The following is a 15,690-nucleotide window of genomic DNA, read 5'->3' as shown; positions in this document are numbered from 1 at the left end:
TCAAGAGATATCATCATTTTCGTTACTTTTCAGCAAGCGATAAATTTCATCTTTTAGCTTTAATTTCTTACGCTTAATGGTCTCAATATCCGTGTTATGGTGATTGACAGGATTTAATTCCAATTGAATAATTTCACGATCTAACTCATCATGTTCTTCAAAGATCCGTGCAAAATATGGATTTTCATCACGTAACTGAGAGACCAAATCACGGTACTCAGGAAACATGTTTTTGACTTTTTTATTGCAATCTCGTGTTTTCATGGTTGTCGATCACTTCCTCTACAAGACAAACTCTACAAGAAAAGAAAAACGCCCTGCGAGGCAGAGCGTTCATGATTACATTTAATGTGAATGAAACTGTTGGTGTTTGACTTGGCGACGTAGTTGTTGAACTTCGTCAATTAAATCAAGCATCATAGCGACCGCAGTAAAACTGGCATCGAAATCTCGTTGAAGCCGATACGCACGCCGTGCGCGAGATATATCATCGCCAAAAAATTGATGAATCCTGTCTTCTGAACGGCTAGGCAGAATATCGTATTCGAGTAGTTGCAGAACCCATTCTGGACTTTGCCCACAGGCAGAGGCAAAGTGTTGTAGATCAAAACTACTTTTTTCGTCTACGATTTCAGTCTGTTTACATCCGTCACAGACAATTTCACGATAATGAATTGTTGTCATGGTGCTCTCCTTAAGACTGTCGTGGATTAAATGACGGAAAAGCTTGAGCAAAAGCCGCATATGCTTGTTGCTCTTGTTCGGTTTGTGCAGCTGGTATCTGTATATTTAAAATCAGGTAAAGGTGTCCGGGTGTTTTATTTGGTATCCCTTTGTCCTTTAATCGTAGCTGCTGACCAGTACGTGCATTTTTAGGAATTTGTAGTTCTAATGTTTTGCCATCAGGACTGGTAAATGCAATTTTTTGACCCAATGCGGCTTCCCATGGACTGATATTCAGTTGTTGGAAAATATCAACGCCTTCTACACGGGTTTGCTCAGTTTGTTTATACAAAATTTCAATGTATAAATCGCCGGCGGCTCCACCGTTATAGCCAGCTTGCCCTTGGCCGGAGAGTCGAATTTGTTGACCTGATTTCATACCTGCAGGAATTTTGACTTGCAGGGTTTTACGTTGGACTTCAGGCTCACCATGGGCGTTGAGGCTTGGAATCTGTAAGGTGATATTCTGCGTTGCACCATGAAATGCGATTTCTAAATCCACTTCTAAACTGGCGTGTTGGTCTTCACCACGGAAGCTCTTGGTTTGGCGGTTTGCACGTTGATACTGATAGTCACCGCCACCAAAGCCTTGCCCAAAACGACCAAACAAGTCTTCAAATCCACTAAAGTCCGCATGCTGACCATCACTCGTCGATTGGCGATAAAACTGAGATTGGTCAAAACCACCTTGGTTGCCAGCATTAAACCCAGCAAATCCTTGAGGATGATCGAGTTCAAAATCGTATTGTTTTTTCTTTTCGGCATCACTTAAAGTGTCGTATGCAACATTAATCGCTTGCATACGCGTTTCAGCATCAGCTTCTTTGCTGACGTCAGGGTGATATTTACGCGCCAATTTTCGATAGGCTTTTTTAATTTGATCTGCCGAAGCATCTCGGGCGATCCCTAAAGTTTGATAGTGATTGTCTGGCATACTCTCTGTATAAATATTGATCATGTTTTAATCAATATAGAAGGGTTCATCAAACTGTCATAGGGGCAAACTGCAGCTTATTGTTTCAAAACATGACAATAAAAAAGCCTCACGAGGAGGCTTTTAAAAACACATTTAAAATTAATATTTTATCCAAGTGACACTACGACCAATCACAGATACACCAACATACCCACGTATAGTTAAATGTTTTCCTGAAGCACTAAGTCTTGCTTTGCCTTTATAGATTTTTCCACCAATCGGGTCCAGAACTTTACCGTTTTGGAATTCACGTGGATTTTTTGGATCTTGTTTAAAGTCCCAAATAAATGGCAAGCCGATAAAAGGTTTACTTTTCAATTCACCTGGGCAGTTCGAGCAGACGCCCATTTTTTCAGTGCCTGGGACATTGCGTGTGGTGACAATGATGCCTTCATAGCTTCCATCGGCTTTTTTGCGAATTTCAACGTCTGCACGTGAATATCCTGTGCGGTCATCGACGGTTTTCCACTTCCCCACTAGCGGATCGGTTTCCGCAGCGATTGACAATCCTGACAAAGTGCTAAGTACTATTCCGGCAAATAATTGTTGATATATTTTTTTCATTTCATCCCCTGAAAATTCAGAATTGTGTTTTTAGAGTAAGTTGCCTAATTTATATATAAAGCCCTACAAAATCAATGTGATGGTTTGTGATGTATTTGGCAGATTTTTTTAAAACACTGCTTTAATATGGAGTTTTTACTCTAATTTTTAAGTTAAAAAAGGCCTTTAATGATTTAAAGGCCTCGTGCTTAGTTTTTGACCCAAGTGACATTGCGTCCAATTGCAGAGCCTTCAGTACGACCATTGATGATCAAATGCTTGCCATTATTCATCAAACGAGCGCGTGCATTGTAGTGCTTGCCTGATTTGGGATCGAGCATCACTCCACCCACAAATTCATTGGGCTTTTCTGGATCAGCGCTTAAGCCGCTTAAAGTGGTTAAACCGACCATGGGTTTATTTTTCTGAGCACCGGTGCATTGCGTGCATGTCGAAACATTTGCTGTTCCGGGTACGCTTCGGCTTTTGATAATGGTGGCCGAATACAGGTCATGCTTATCTTTGCGAATCACCACATCGGCAAGTGAATAACCTGTTCGATCATCAATGGTTTTCCATGTCCCCACTAAGGGGTCAATCGCTGCAAAAGCAGAGGATAAACTGCAGATGGAGAACATGCCGAACAGGATAGAAGGGAGGAATTTAACAGCCATATAATTACCCACATTACACAAAAAGCGGATGCCTAAAACTTAAAGGCATAAAAATATTATGGGTTTAATGTAGCCTGAAATAATATGAATATTCTAGTGATTTTTCAAGGATTGGTATTTATATTTTGAGCCAAAACATGAACGAGTTGGCGCTAAATGAGGTTTATGCTGAACGTCTACGCACTAGTAAAATAGTCGGAATTCATCTCAAAGTAGATTGTTATCGGCATGATGAACTCGTCTGGAGTTGAGTTTATCATGCCAATGAAAGCCAAAAGGCCGCTTTAGTTGACGCGGACCCAAGATACCGTCCGGCCGAGGAGCGTGGTTCCAACATAACCTCGAAGTGTCAGCACATTGCCGCGTGCATTCAATTGCCCTTTACCTTGATAAGTATTGCCTGAAAGTGGGTCTATCACCTTGCCATCGGTATAGGCATTCTCTTTTGCATTATGTTTAAAGCCAGAGAAGATCGGTAAACCAATTAAAGGTGCATTTTTGAGTTTGCCTTCGCATTTTTCACAAATGGTGGTGACAGGGCGGTTGGGGATGGCATGCACTTTGGTGATTTTACCGCTATAGCTGCCGTCTTTTAATTTGGTGATTTGGACTTCAGCACGGGCATAGCCTGTTTTGTCATCTATGGTTTTCCATGTCCCGACGAGGTCTGCTGCATGTGCTGTTATTGGGCTAAAGCAGAACATGGCTAAAGCAATAGCGAGTGTTTTGAGTTTCATATTTTATCCAGTTTTTTTACATTATTTTTCTATTAAAAATAAAGCTTTGTTGGTTTTTTGACTTTATTTCTGGCGCGATTCTACTCGAAAAAAAATTGATCGCAAATACAGCTGATCATGTTGAGGTTCTAAATTTCGAAACCATTCGACTAAGCGGAAGAAAGTAGTAGGTATAAATATTTTTCGGGACAATAAAAAAGCACCCCGAGGGATGCTTAGATTTAGGCTTTTAATCATGCAATGATTTAGCTAAGGTGTTGACCAAAAAGGGATAAAGCTTCTTCTGCAGTAAAGGTATATTTTGTATTACAGAATTGGCAGTCCATTTCAATTGGGTTTTGAAACTCTAAGGTTTCACGAACTGCAGCAACACCAATTTGTTCAAGTGCTGTTGCACAGCGTTCTTTTGAACACGTGCAGCCAAATTTTAAGGCTTCAGTTTCAGGAAGACGAACTTCTTCTTCGTTATATAAACGATATAAGATTTCATTTGCGGATAAAGACGTTAACTCTTCTGCTTTTAATGTCTCAGTCAGCATGGTTAAACGTGGCCATAGGTCTTCATCGACACGGCGTTGTTCTTCTTCGTTGTTACGTGGTAATAATTGAATCAGTAAACCACCTGAACGGCTGTTGCTGCTTGCTAAGACGATACGTGTTGGGATCTGTGCAGATAGATCATAATATTGCATCAAGCAACCCGCTAATGTCGGTTTGTCTAAAGGTACAATCCCTTGATAACGCTCACCAAATTCAGGCTCGATATTAATGAAAAGTACTGGGTTTACCAAGGCTTTCAGTACTGTGCTGCTGTCTTCAGCGGCTTGAAAGTGCGGGTCTTCTTCATAATCTGCAAGTGCGCGAACTTCACCGAGATGATTACATTCCGCCATTGCCCATTTAAATGTGCCTGCAGCCTGAATTTGTAAGCTAATACGACCTTTAATTTTTAAGGTACTGGCCAACAAGGCAGTCGCGCTGAGCATTTCACCCAAGAGAATTTGTACAGCAGGTGCATAGTCACGCTGTGCAAGAATCGTTTGTAGGGCTTCTTCAAGATGAACCACTTCTCCACGAACAGGGCTATCTTCAATAAAAAAGCGTTGGCGTAAATCTGACATAAAATTCTCCATAACCCTGCTTTAATGGTGACGATATTGTAAAACACAAGTCATTCATTATCATCTCTTGTGACATCAATACGATGACGTTGTAAGCTTCGTTGTAAATCAACACCTGTAGGTTTTTCACGGGCTTGCGCATCGCTTTCAAACAAATGTTCCAGTTCAGCTAAAGCGTTACGATGCGTTTCATAAATCTTTTGTTCATCGGTATAGATTTGCTGCTGTTGAGTCAGCAGTTTTTCATCATAATCACGGAACAATTCGATACTTTTATAGGCATCTTCATCGCTGATACCTAAGTCACACAGCATGTGATAGGCCATCCCTAAAGAGGATAAATAGGTTTCACGCCAAATATGCTCAATCCCCAAATCACGCAGCAAATGCACCTGATGACGGTCACGCGCGCGGACCAATAATTTTAACTGAGGGTAATTCAGACGAATATGACGCGCCACGTTCATCGAGTCTTCAATATCATCTATGGCAAGGACAAACACTTTGGCATGTTCAATGCCCGCAGCGCGTAAAATATCTGGTTGTGTGGCATCGCCATAATACAGATGACCACCATAATTACGTACGAAATCGACTTTGTCTAAGTTGCTATCAATGGCGGTAAAAGACAAATGCTGTAAATGCGCCACACGAGCAATGATTTGTCCAAAACGTCCAAAGCCCGCAATAATCACAGGATTATGTTCATCCGGAATGTCGTCATATTCGGGGATGGTTTTTGGATTAAAACGCGGCAAAATTTGTGATTGTATTAACCAGTACAACATTGGGGTCAACACCATCGACAAAGTGACGATGAGTGTTAATGGCTCCAAAATGGCTTGTTGTACGACATTTTCACTTTTCGCCACACTAAAGACCACAAAGGCAAATTCACCGCCTTGAGCCAAACAGGTCGCCAGTAAAATACTGTTGCGCCATGAATTTTTGAGATAACGTGCAATTGCGGTAACTGACGCCATTTTGATGAGCATCAGTGCCAACGCACCACCGATAATGAACCATGGCATTTCAACAAACAACGACAGTTCCGTGGTCATGCCCACGGTCATAAAGAACAGACCAAGTAAAAGCCCTTTAAACGGAGCAATACTCGCTTCGAGTTCATGGCGGAATTCCGAGTCTGCCAATAGCACGCCAGTCAAAAATGCTCCGAGTGTGGTACTGATGCCAAGTACATCCATCAACACCACGACACCCAGCACTATAAATAAACCGACAGCGGTGATCAGTTCATGCGCACCACTTTTCGCGACGAAGCGGAAAAAAGGCCGCATTAAGTATCGACTAAATAAAAATAAGCCTGAAAAAGTCGCAATGATTGCAGCGAAATAGGCGATTCCGTGATGTGATGATTCTGTTCCTGCGAGCAGGGGAATGACTGCAATCAGGGGAATCGCGGCCATATCTTGAAACAGCAAAATCGAAAAGGATTGTTGCCCATAGGTGGTGTTTAATTGCTGCTTCTCACTCAGCATCTGCAAGACAAAGGCAGTAGAAGAAAGAGCGAGAGCGAAACCGATAACGATACTGGCTGCAATGCCTTGTTGTAAGGCAAAAAAACTGCCTAGCGCTAAAACAAGACCGGTCAGACCGACTTGTAAACTCCCCATGCCGAAAATAGAACTACGCATACTCCATAGACGCTGTGGACGGAGTTCGAGGCCGATCAGGAACATCAGTAAGATCACGCCAAACTCAGCGAGATCTTGGATCGCTTGGGGATCACTGGCAATGTTAAAGACATCGGGGCCGAGCAAAATACCAGTGAACAGATATCCCAATACCGTTGCAATACCAAAGCGCTTGAGCAAAGGGACAAGCAATAAGGATGCGCCAAGGAAAATTGTGATCTGTAACAGTAGTGACATTTACTCGTCCTAGAGTTGTGTTTTTGGTCGAAAGTTGCAATTCAGTATGACTGATATTTTCAGACTGAATTGTACGCGTTTAACTGAGTTCCTGTGGGTCTATATCGAGGCTCAATTTCATATTTGATGGCTTGTTATGCAAGATGTTTTGCCACCAATAACGCAGATAATAATGTAAGCGCGCACGATCTGTAGACAGTAAAACCATGTGGGATTGGTAACGCCCTGCTTTGCGCTCCATCGGGGCAGGAATCGGCCCCCAAATGTCAATAATTCCAGCAGAGTCCTGACGCAGCAATTGGGCATGTTGCTGTAAAAATTCAGTATTGAGTTCTTGGTTTTTTGACTCACAGCGTACCAATGCGGCATAGCGAAACGGTGGCATTTGTGCCATTTCCCGTTCTTTCATGGTTTCTTTGGCAAATTTTCGATAGTTCTCATTGACCAAAATATTCAAAAGCGGATGGTCGGGTCTTAATGTTTGTAGGAATACATCGCCTTTACGTTCGCCACGGCCGGCACGCCCTGTGACTTGCACAATGAGTTGAGCGGTACGTTCGATGGCACGGAAGTCCACACTCAGCAGACCTGAATCGATATCTAAAATCGCCACCAAGGTGACGTAAGGGAAATGATGACCTTTGGCCAGCATTTGTGTACCAAGTAAAATAGCAGGCTCACTTTTTTGAATTTTTTCATAAATCTTTTGCCAACTACCAACGCGGCTGGTCGAGTCACGATCCACTCGAATGATGTCATGTTCAGGAAACAACTCATTTAAACTTTCTTCAACTTTGGCTGTGCCCATCCCAATAGATTTGAGCTCCTGATGATTACACTGTGGACAGTGATCTGGCATACGGTGAATGGTGCCGCAGTGATGACAATGTAAATGTTGATAAGGTGTGCGGTGTACAGTGAAATTGGCATCACAGTGTGGACATTTGGCCTGCCATGCACAGCTTTCACAAATTAAAACCGGGGCATATCCTCGACGGTTTAAGAACACTAACACCTGTTCTTTTTTCTCAAGTCGCTTACGGATTTCACCAATTAATAATTGGCTGATTCCATGCTGCTTCTGTGCCACTTTCAGATCAAGGATGTGCATTTTCGGCATGACCGCGGTGCCTGCGCGTTGGTTTAGTTCCAAAATTGTCATCTTGCCTTGTTTGGCAAGGGCATAGCATTCAATGCTAGGCGTGGCAGAACCTAAAATTACGGGGCATTGTTCCAAATGCCCACGGTAAAGTGCGACATCCCGAGCGTGATAGCGAAAGCCTTCTTGTTGTTTAAAGGACAGATCATGCTCTTCATCAATCACAATTAAACCTAGATTAGGCAGTGGCGTATAAATCGCAGAACGTGTGCCTAAGATAATTGAAGCCTTGCCCGTTTGCGCAGCTTGCCAAGCTTGCATACGTTTTGAATCGTTTAACCCCGAATGTAATAGGGCAATATTGCAATGAAAACGTGATTGGAAACGGCTAATGGTCTGTGGGGTAAGTCCAATTTCAGGCACTAAAACCAAGACCTGTTTGCCTTGCTTGAGAACCTCTTGCATGATTTGTAAATAGACTTCAGTTTTACCACTGCCAGTTAAGCCATCGAGCAGGAAGGCCTGATATTTTTTACGTGCTTTTAATACGCTATCGATCGCTTTTTTTTGGTCAGGGTTTGCTGTAAGTGGCATTTGCGCCATGCTCATCGGCATCGGGCTAAAGTCTTGTTCTGCTAACACACATTCACAGATGCCTTTTTTCTCTAAGGCTTTGAGTGTTGCTGTTTCCACACCTGACAAATTTAAAAGATTTTCACCTGTGCCTGTGGGATGTAATTTTAGTATTTTATACGCTTCTTGTTGACGCTCTGAACGTTTAATTTTGGCTTCAGCATTATGGTCAATCAGATTCCATGTCCGTGCCAATAAATTATAGGGCTTTCCTTGGCGTAACAGCGTCGGAAGGGCACTTTGCATCACTTCACCAATCGGAAATTGGTAATACTGTGCAGACCATGTCAATAAATTTAAAACTTTCTCATCTAAAATGGCACGATCATCAAGAAGTTCAGTAATGGCCTTGAGTTTAAAGCTTGAATTGAGTGGTGCATCGGGTGCAATTTTTTCCACGATGATGCCGGTCAAATTTTGCCGACCAAAAGATACAGCAACGCGTGCACCTACTTCAGCTTGTTGGTATTGCTCTTGGCTTAAGCTGTAATCGAAGCAGTCGTATAAATATACCGGAACGGCGACTCGAACGCGGTAAATAGGTGTTGCAATGCTCGCTGAATTTGCCATAAAACGTGGATAAGTTCCTGATTAAATTTCGTCGTGATCGTAAAGGAGTTGTGTTAGAGTGAGCTCATATTTTATATCTAAGAATATGAATGATTTTGATGGTCAGACGCAACTGCGCTGATAGAAATTTTGGAAAATTAGAGCATTACAATGCCTGCATATCAGTTTACTGCCATAGACGCTTCAGGGAAGCAGCAGAAGGGTGTACTTGAGGGTGATTCTGCGCGTCAAATTCGTCAACAGCTCAGAGATCAGTCACTCATTCCAGTTGCTGTCGATCCGATAGAGCAAAAAGACAAACACGCGCAGCAGCGCTGGTTTCAAAAAGGGCTGAATGCCTATGACTTGGCTTTATTGACTCGCCAACTTTCAGTTTTGGTTGCCGCTGCGATTCCATTAGAAGAAGCGATTCGTGCTGTGGGAAAACAAAACGAAAAAGCCCATGTGCAAAACCTGTTGATGTCGGTGCGTTCTAAAGTTTTGGAAGGGCATTCTTTAGCCAACGCACTACAACAAGCGGGACGCTTTCCGGAACTGTATATTGCCACGATTGCAGCAGGTGAGCGTTCAGGTCATCTCGATCTCATTCTCGATCAACTTGCCGATTACACCGAAAACCGCTTCGCCATGCAAAAAAAAGTGCAGGGTGCGATGATTTATCCCATCATCCTGATGTTAATGTCTTTCGGTATTGTGATGGGACTCATGACCTATGTGGTCCCAGATATTGTCAAAACCTTTGACCAAAGCAAAGATGCCTTGCCGTGGATAACGATCGCTTTAATGAAAGCCAGTGATTTTATTCGAATGGCCTGGCCATTTTTATTGGTCGGTAGCGTAGTCTCGATTTTTCTCTTGGTTCGATTCCTCAGAACAGCGGCGGGACATTATGCCTTTGACCGATTGACCTTGAAATTACCGTTATTTTCCAAACTGTCTAAAGGCATTAATGCCGCTCGTTTTGCCAGTACCTTGTCGATTTTAACCAAGTCTGGCGTGCCATTGGTCGATGCTTTAAAAATTGGTGCAGCGGTCAGTAATAATTGGGTGATTCGAGATTCGGTCAACCTTGCGGCAGAGAAAGTAACAGAAGGTGGTAATTTAGCAACACAGCTTGAGCGAAGTGGTTATTTCCCACCGATGATGGTACAAATGATCAAAAGTGGTGAAAGTTCAGGCGAATTAGACCGGATGCTCGAACGTGCGTCTACGATGCAAGACCGAGAAGTGACGACTTTAATTTCAACTTTATTGGCGTTGCTTGAACCGCTGATGTTGGTATTTATGGCGAGCATTGTACTGGTGATCGTGATTGCTGTGATGCTGCCAATCGTGAATATGAATAATATGATTTAAGACATTCGAACAATGATGTGAACAGAGATTTGTAACATGCAAGTGAAGACAAAAAATATGAAGCAACAAGGTTTTACTTTAATTGAAGTGATGGTGGTCATTGTCATTTTAGGTGTTTTGGCTGCGCTGATTGTACCGAACGTGATGGGCCGTGGTGAAAAAGCCAAAGTTGATACCACAGCAATTACTTTAAAAAGTGTCGCTGGCTCATTAGATCAATACAAAATGGATAATGGTAAATTCCCTTCTATGCAAGACGGTGGATTAAATGCTTTGGTCACTAAACCTGAGTCTGCTAAAAACTGGTTGCCGGGAGGCTATATCAAAGGTGGCTATCCAAAAGACAGTTGGGACAATGACATTCAATATGTGATTCCAGGTTCTGAAGGCCGTCCTTATGATCTTTATTCATTTGGTGCGGATGGTCAGTCTGGCGGTGAAGAAAATGATGCCGATATTTACTATAAACACTAACTGAGAATAATTATAAATTCAGTTTTAATGGAATTAATCACTTCACTTAATAGGATGTTTCAATATTGAGTGAAGTGATAATAAATCTTAATTATAAAATTAATATTAAGTTATTGAATTTACTTTAAATTGTATAATATAAAATATGTGATATTTATAATAAGAATTATTCCTAATTTTATTGATTACAATAATCGTAAAATATGAATAAATATAGGCTTTTCATTTAAATAAAACCGAGCATAATATCTTTTATGGTACTTTTTTAGCCATGGAGGATAGTATGAAAGCATTATTATTAACGGATGAAATTAACCAATTTCATTGGTCTATGCTGAAATCTGTTCTTTTGATTTTAAGTATTCTGCCGATCAGTCAAGGCATTGTGTATTTATGGCAAAGCACTGAGGGCAGTAGCCAAATTATGGTGGGCTTCTTTGCCATGAGCTTAATGAGTTCATTACTGGCTTTAAGTTTTTGGTCTGCATTAAAAGCGACTGTGGCAAATTTAAAACAAGAACATGCATCTGCCATCGAACAAATGGTTGTTCGTCTTTATCGATATATTCCAATGGTATCTTTAGCTGCCATGCTTTCCTATTTAGTTACGCAGTTATAACCCCAAAATTAAACTTTCCAAACTGGAGCTTGCTCCAGTTTTTTTATGTCTCGTGTTAATGAACAGTTCGTAGCGTACATCAGTGCATACTTCTACATGGTACGCGCTCTAACATAACCTTGCTTTGTCCGTTTTGGCGCATCGAACGTCTGCTTCACATATCGTCAGCCTGAATGAAATTTTTATAATGCATAAATAGTCAGATGAAGTACAACAAAGAATAGAAAGAGGGAAAAATGCAACAGATTGATTGGCACGATTTTGTGAAAGTTGAATTACGTGTAGGGAAAATTGTGCAGGCTGAAGTCTTTGAGCAAGCGCGTAAACCCGCGTACATTCTCCATGTGGATTTTGGAGAGGAGTTGGGCATTAAAAAGTCCAGTGCACAAATTACACAGCTGTATCAGCCGGAAAATCTAGTGGGAAAATTAGTCGTTGCCGTCGTAAATTTTCCAAAAAAACAAATTGGTCCGATCCAGTCAGAGTGTTTGGTCACAGGTTTTCATAATGCAGAGGGGCATGTTGCTCTTTGTGTGCCTGATGCAGAGATTCCCCTAGGCACCAAGTTAATTTGAAAAAGTAGGGTGAGTTGGCACGTTGAAAGTTTATCAATAAAAAACCGAGCCAAAGCTCGGTTTTTTGATCTTTTGTAGCGGAATCAACGGCGTGATTTAAAAGAAATATCAACTTTACGCGGGCGATAAATCCAACCGAGAACCAACAACAAGAATGAGAAAAACAACACAGGCCAATCACTTAAGCGAGTGTAAAGTGTTTCGCCTTGCATGGCAGGTAAATCACCACGCAGTACCGCATCTTTATCCATCGGTGCTTGTTTCACAATGTGACCATTATGATCAATAAGGGCGGTAATACCAGTATTGGTTGCACGGATAAACCAACGGCCATTTTCTTTGGCACGCATTTGAACCATTTGTAGGTGTTGATGCGGACTCGCTGTTCCAGTAAACCAAGCGTCATTGGAAATAGTCACTAGGTAGTCACTTTGACTGGCATTACGGCGCGTTAAGTTAGGATAAGCCACTTCATAGCAAATCGCCGCACCTAAATCATGACCTTTAACATTCAAAGGCTTTTGGTTGTTTGCGCCACGTGAAAAGCCACTCATCGACGGGTCATTTTGTAGGGCAGGCAGTACCCAACTTAACATCCCTGAAAGCGGAATGTATTCACCAAAGGGGACTAGACGTTGCTTCTTGTATAGACCAGAAGATTCATCACCAGTTGCCATGATGGTGTTGTAATACATAGGGTGTTGGTTTTGCTGTGATTCTGCCAAATCCCAATAGGGAATACCTGTCACCCAAGCCGTCCCTGTTTTATTGGCTTGGATTTTCATCGCATCCAAAAACGGCTCAATATCGGTTTGGAACATTGGAATAGAGGATTCTGGCCAAACAATGACATCACGCCCCCATTCGGTCCGACTTAATGACGCATATTTCATTAAGGTTTGAGCTTGGTATTCTGTTAACCATTTTAAATCTTGTGGAATATTGCCTTGAATTAAGGAAACACTCAGCGGTTTTTCATTTTTAGGCTGAACAAATTGCAGTTGCGCTGCACCCCAAGCACCGAGCAAAACAAGGGCAGATGGAACAATCCAAAAGATGCGTTTACGCAGGATTTCAACCAAAGCGCAGGCCAATACAATGACCGCGAAAGATACTCCAAAGATCCCGAATAATGGCGCATAGCCATCGAGGAATCGTTCAGTAAAGGCATAACCTGCAAACAGCCATGGAAAACCGGTAAAGACCCAAGTTTTACTCCATTCGAAAAACACCCACAGTGGCGCAAAGGTCAGTGGTGTTTCTGGAAAGAAGCGGCGGTAGAGCCAACTCTGAACTGCGGTAAACAGCCCCATCACAATCGCCATAATGGCAATCATCAAAACACTCAGTGCTGAATTGGTATCACCATAGACATGGATCGAGGTATACAGCCAAAAAGCCCCGACAAACCATAAGCCAAAGCCATAAGCTAGACCAATGAAAAACGATTGTTTAGGGGCACGCTGACTTAGGCAGGCATACAACAGGGCTGGAGATAAAATTGCCAACCACCAATAATGATAAGGTGCCAGCGACAAGCTGAAGATGGCACCTGAAAATAATGCAATCAGCAAAGGATAGATGAAAGGTAGCTGTTTTTTTTGTTGTGAGTGGTTTAGCAGCTTATCAAAGTAGGTTCTCATTTACGGACAGCTCGGATCAGATGAATAGTACGTGCATCTGCCTCCAAAATGGTAAACTCCCAGTTTTCAAGTTCAATCACTTGACCTTGTAAATCACTGACCAAGCCCATTTCTTGTAGCAGTAAGCCGCCCACAGTTTCTACTTCATCATCTGAAAAATCAGCATCTAAAAGATTGTTAAAGTGTTCAATTGGTGTAAGTGCTTGAACCAACCATGTATTTGCACTTAGTGGGTCTTCATCTGGAATGATAAATTGAGCTTCTTCATCGACTTTGTCATGTTCATCTTCAATTTCACCCACAATTTCTTCAAGAATATCTTCTAAAGTGACTAAACCTGAAGTTGTGCCATATTCATCAATCACTACAGCGATATGGGTTTGGGTATTTTTCAACATCCGTAAAACTTGGTCAGAACGCGCGCTCTCGGGTACAAATAGGGGTTGACGCATTAATGCACGAATATCGACTTTGGTGGTCGGTTCTGTCAAAAATGGCAACAAATCTTTGGCCAACAAAATACCGACAACATTGTCTGGCTGGTCTGAGGAAAAGACTGGGAAACGTGAGTGTGCAGATTCAACAAGTACATGCAAAATATCTAATAGCTCATCATCTTCTTGCAAGCTGATCATCGCAGTACGGGGGGTCATGACCTCGCGGATTTTAGTTGCAGGTAAGTCGAGTACCCCTTCGAGCATGGCAACTGTATCGGGTTCTAAGAAGCGACGTGAATCTTGTACCAATTTCAACAGTTCGTCACGGGTTTCTGGTGCAGTGCCCAGCCATTTACGTAAGCCGCGCATGCCCCACGACGGGCCGGATTCCTCTTGCATGATCTTTCCTAAAGACTCTTAATATCTAATAAATGATGATTTTATCATACCGTAGAAAATACAGTTGTCTATTGTTAATGTTGATCTAGATGATGAGCGATCAAGTCATTTTAAGACGCTATCGTTTGCATTTTTCAAGCTAACATTCAGTCTTCAGGATTATGCTAAAATAGCCTTAGATTTTAATGCTGAGTTTTCTAATGTCTGAGCCTTCTGTGCCCCCATCAATTCAATTAAACACCCGTGGCTTACGTTGCCCTGAGCCTGTGATGATGTTGCATCAAGCCATTCGTAAATCAAAATCGGGCGATATTGTTGAGGTTTTTGCAACAGATAATTCGACCTCTTGGGATATTCCGAAATTTTGTATGCATTTAGGTCATGAGCTTTTGCTTCAAGAAGAACGTCTTGATGAAAATGGAAATAAAGAATTTCATTATTTGGTTCAGAAAGGTTAATTTAAGAGATTGTAAAAAATAATAATTATTAAGATGTTACATTTTTATTAATAAAATAGGCTGGTCAAGTCTGATGGCTAGCCTATATCATTCGCAGCATAATTATACAAAGTTTAAAAAACAGACTTTTAAAATGTTAAATTCGATTGCTCTTATACTTGAAAAATTAGGCTTATCCGCTCAAAAACGTGCCATTCATGTGCAATTTTCCAACCCTGCGTTGAATGATGAGCTTTTTATTCAACGTATTGATGGGGAGCATGTCTTAAACCAAGGCCTGCAAGCGACTTTGATTTGCCTATCTACTAATGCACTTATTCCACTAAAACAATTTATTGGCGTACAAGTCGCCGTTGATCAAGTGACCGATCAGGGCGAACTCTTCCGTACCACGGGTATTATTACCGAAGCGACCCAAGGGCAGAGTGACGGTTCACTCACGCTATATAAACTCACTTTAGAAGATGCAACTTCACTGTGGCATAAACGCCGCAACAGCCGTGTGTTTATGAACAAATCGGTACGAGATGTCAGTGAAACTCTCTTTAAAGAATGGCAAAGCAAAAGTCCGCTCTTTGCTGCCAGTCTAACGCTAGATCTAAGCGGTTTAAGCCAAAACTATGATGTTCGGCCCTTCATCATGCAGTCGAATGAAAGCGATTATGACTTTCTGACCCGACTTTGGCGCAGTGAAGGCATTAACTGGCTCATCGATGAAGCACAGTTGAAATTGCCGCATTCCTCAGCCCAAATTGAAAAAC

General features: G+C 41.9%; 17 protein-coding genes. 6 read left to right on the top strand and 11 right to left on the bottom strand.

Annotated elements, in window-relative coordinates; genetic code table 11:
- The 9 genes from FTT92_RS05375 to FTT92_RS05335 all read right to left on the bottom strand — a co-directional run bounded on the left by FTT92_RS05375 (nt 1) and on the right by FTT92_RS05335 (nt 8,968).
- Nucleotides 1–264 carry a YdcH family protein gene (locus FTT92_RS05375; RefSeq protein ID WP_078192816.1) on the bottom strand — a complete coding sequence of 88 codons (264 nt, stop codon included), beginning with the start codon at nt 262–264 and terminating at the stop codon, nt 1–3.
- An 81-nt stretch (nt 265–345) separates the two neighbouring features.
- Entirely contained in the window at nt 346–684 is a 339-nt protein-coding gene (locus FTT92_RS05370) for a chaperone modulator CbpM (protein ID WP_111885626.1), read from the bottom strand.
- 10 nt (nt 685–694) lie between these two features.
- The gene (locus FTT92_RS05365; RefSeq protein WP_078192879.1) at nt 695–1,657 is read right to left on the bottom strand and encodes a DnaJ C-terminal domain-containing protein; all 963 of its coding nucleotides are present in this window, start codon (nt 1,655–1,657) and stop codon (nt 695–697) included.
- A gap of 141 nt (nt 1,658–1,798) precedes the next feature.
- Nucleotides 1,799–2,263 carry a DUF2147 domain-containing protein gene (locus FTT92_RS05360; protein ID WP_180171617.1) on the bottom strand — a complete coding sequence of 155 codons (465 nt, stop codon included), beginning with the start codon at nt 2,261–2,263 and terminating at the stop codon, nt 1,799–1,801.
- Between the two features lie 188 nt (nt 2,264–2,451).
- Nucleotides 2,452–2,916, bottom strand: a complete 465-nt coding sequence (locus tag FTT92_RS05355; protein WP_180171616.1) for a DUF2147 domain-containing protein — start codon at nt 2,914–2,916, stop codon at nt 2,452–2,454.
- 284 nt (nt 2,917–3,200) lie between these two features.
- Nucleotides 3,201–3,653: a DUF2147 domain-containing protein gene (locus tag FTT92_RS05350; protein ID WP_180171615.1), complete on the bottom strand. Its 453-nt coding sequence runs from the start codon at nt 3,651–3,653 to the stop codon at nt 3,201–3,203.
- Nucleotides 3,654–3,898: 245 nt separating this feature from the next.
- Nucleotides 3,899–4,774: an Hsp33 family molecular chaperone HslO gene (hslO, locus tag FTT92_RS05345; RefSeq protein WP_111885623.1), complete on the bottom strand. Its 876-nt coding sequence runs from the start codon at nt 4,772–4,774 to the stop codon at nt 3,899–3,901.
- 50 nt (nt 4,775–4,824) lie between these two features.
- Complete coding sequence (locus FTT92_RS05340; protein ID WP_180035001.1) at nt 4,825–6,666, bottom strand: monovalent cation:proton antiporter-2 (CPA2) family protein; 1,842 nt, start codon at nt 6,664–6,666, stop codon at nt 4,825–4,827.
- A gap of 79 nt (nt 6,667–6,745) precedes the next feature.
- Nucleotides 6,746–8,968, bottom strand: coding sequence for a primosomal protein N' (locus FTT92_RS05335; protein WP_180171614.1), 2,223 nt, complete (start codon nt 8,966–8,968; stop codon nt 6,746–6,748).
- 150 nt (nt 8,969–9,118) lie between these two features.
- Here FTT92_RS05335 and gspF point away from each other — a divergent pair, with 150 nt between their 5' ends.
- The 4 genes from gspF (at nt 9,119) to FTT92_RS05315 (ending at nt 11,992) form a co-directional block, all read left to right on the top strand.
- Entirely contained in the window at nt 9,119–10,324 is a 1,206-nt protein-coding gene (gspF, locus tag FTT92_RS05330; protein WP_180089615.1) for a type II secretion system inner membrane protein GspF, read from the top strand.
- A gap of 36 nt (nt 10,325–10,360) precedes the next feature.
- The gene (gspG, locus tag FTT92_RS05325; protein WP_078189784.1) at nt 10,361–10,798 is read left to right on the top strand and encodes a type II secretion system major pseudopilin GspG; all 438 of its coding nucleotides are present in this window, start codon (nt 10,361–10,363) and stop codon (nt 10,796–10,798) included.
- A gap of 283 nt (nt 10,799–11,081) precedes the next feature.
- Nucleotides 11,082–11,417, top strand: a complete 336-nt coding sequence (locus FTT92_RS05320) for a hypothetical protein (protein ID WP_078189783.1) — start codon at nt 11,082–11,084, stop codon at nt 11,415–11,417.
- Between the two features lie 236 nt (nt 11,418–11,653).
- Nucleotides 11,654–11,992, top strand: coding sequence for a tRNA-binding protein (locus FTT92_RS05315; protein ID WP_180171613.1), 339 nt, complete (start codon nt 11,654–11,656; stop codon nt 11,990–11,992).
- Between the two features lie 83 nt (nt 11,993–12,075).
- Here FTT92_RS05315 and lnt read toward each other — a convergent pair whose 3' ends face one another.
- On the bottom strand, nt 12,076–13,635 hold the full coding sequence (gene lnt, locus FTT92_RS05310) for an apolipoprotein N-acyltransferase (RefSeq protein WP_180171612.1): 1,560 nt from the start codon (nt 13,633–13,635) through the stop codon (nt 12,076–12,078).
- On the bottom strand, nt 13,632–14,471 hold the full coding sequence (locus tag FTT92_RS05305; RefSeq protein WP_078189781.1) for an HlyC/CorC family transporter: 840 nt from the start codon (nt 14,469–14,471) through the stop codon (nt 13,632–13,634). The genes lnt and FTT92_RS05305 overlap by 4 nt, the downstream gene beginning before the upstream one ends.
- Before the next feature lie 200 nt (nt 14,472–14,671).
- On the opposite strand from FTT92_RS05305, the gene tusA reads away from it, so the two are divergent.
- Nucleotides 14,672–14,929, top strand: coding sequence for a sulfurtransferase TusA (tusA, locus tag FTT92_RS05300; protein ID WP_078189780.1), 258 nt, complete (start codon nt 14,672–14,674; stop codon nt 14,927–14,929).
- A 133-nt stretch (nt 14,930–15,062) separates the two neighbouring features.
- Nucleotides 15,063–15,690, top strand: a 628-nt coding sequence (locus tag FTT92_RS05295) for a phage late control D family protein (protein WP_180171611.1), incomplete at its 3' end; no start/stop codon positions are given.

Source organism: Acinetobacter sp. YH12023, assembly GCF_013420135.1.
Classification (GTDB): domain Bacteria; phylum Pseudomonadota; class Gammaproteobacteria; order Pseudomonadales; family Moraxellaceae; genus Acinetobacter; species Acinetobacter amyesii.
The sequence above is the reverse complement of the archived record's forward strand: the minus strand, read 5'-3'. Positions and strand labels throughout refer to the sequence as shown.

What these genes read in the sequence shown, in the direction of transcription:
- FTT92_RS05305 (WP_078189781.1), bottom strand. Translation starts at nt 14,471, where the DNA reads ATGCAAGAGGAATCCGGCCCGTCGTGGGGCATGCGCGGCTTACGTAAA.
- FTT92_RS05350 (WP_180171615.1), bottom strand. Translation starts at nt 3,653, where the DNA reads ATGAAACTCAAAACACTCGCTATTGCTTTAGCCATGTTCTGCTTTAGC.
- FTT92_RS05375 (WP_078192816.1), bottom strand. Translation starts at nt 264, where the DNA reads ATGAAAACACGAGATTGCAATAAAAAAGTCAAAAACATGTTTCCTGAG.
- FTT92_RS05320 (WP_078189783.1), top strand. Translation starts at nt 11,082, where the DNA reads ATGAAAGCATTATTATTAACGGATGAAATTAACCAATTTCATTGGTCT.
- hslO (WP_111885623.1), bottom strand. Translation starts at nt 4,774, where the DNA reads ATGTCAGATTTACGCCAACGCTTTTTTATTGAAGATAGCCCTGTTCGT.
- FTT92_RS05335 (WP_180171614.1), bottom strand. Translation starts at nt 8,968, where the DNA reads ATGGCAAATTCAGCGAGCATTGCAACACCTATTTACCGCGTTCGAGTC.
- lnt (WP_180171612.1), bottom strand. Translation starts at nt 13,635, where the DNA reads ATGAGAACCTACTTTGATAAGCTGCTAAACCACTCACAACAAAAAAAA.
- FTT92_RS05360 (WP_180171617.1), bottom strand. Translation starts at nt 2,263, where the DNA reads ATGAAAAAAATATATCAACAATTATTTGCCGGAATAGTACTTAGCACT.
- gspG (WP_078189784.1), top strand. Translation starts at nt 10,361, where the DNA reads ATGCAAGTGAAGACAAAAAATATGAAGCAACAAGGTTTTACTTTAATT.
- FTT92_RS05340 (WP_180035001.1), bottom strand. Translation starts at nt 6,666, where the DNA reads ATGTCACTACTGTTACAGATCACAATTTTCCTTGGCGCATCCTTATTG.
- FTT92_RS05365 (WP_078192879.1), bottom strand. Translation starts at nt 1,657, where the DNA reads ATGCCAGACAATCACTATCAAACTTTAGGGATCGCCCGAGATGCTTCG.
- FTT92_RS05355 (WP_180171616.1), bottom strand. Translation starts at nt 2,916, where the DNA reads ATGGCTGTTAAATTCCTCCCTTCTATCCTGTTCGGCATGTTCTCCATC.
- gspF (WP_180089615.1), top strand. Translation starts at nt 9,119, where the DNA reads ATGCCTGCATATCAGTTTACTGCCATAGACGCTTCAGGGAAGCAGCAG.
- tusA (WP_078189780.1), top strand. Translation starts at nt 14,672, where the DNA reads ATGTCTGAGCCTTCTGTGCCCCCATCAATTCAATTAAACACCCGTGGC.
- FTT92_RS05315 (WP_180171613.1), top strand. Translation starts at nt 11,654, where the DNA reads ATGCAACAGATTGATTGGCACGATTTTGTGAAAGTTGAATTACGTGTA.
- FTT92_RS05370 (WP_111885626.1), bottom strand. Translation starts at nt 684, where the DNA reads ATGACAACAATTCATTATCGTGAAATTGTCTGTGACGGATGTAAACAG.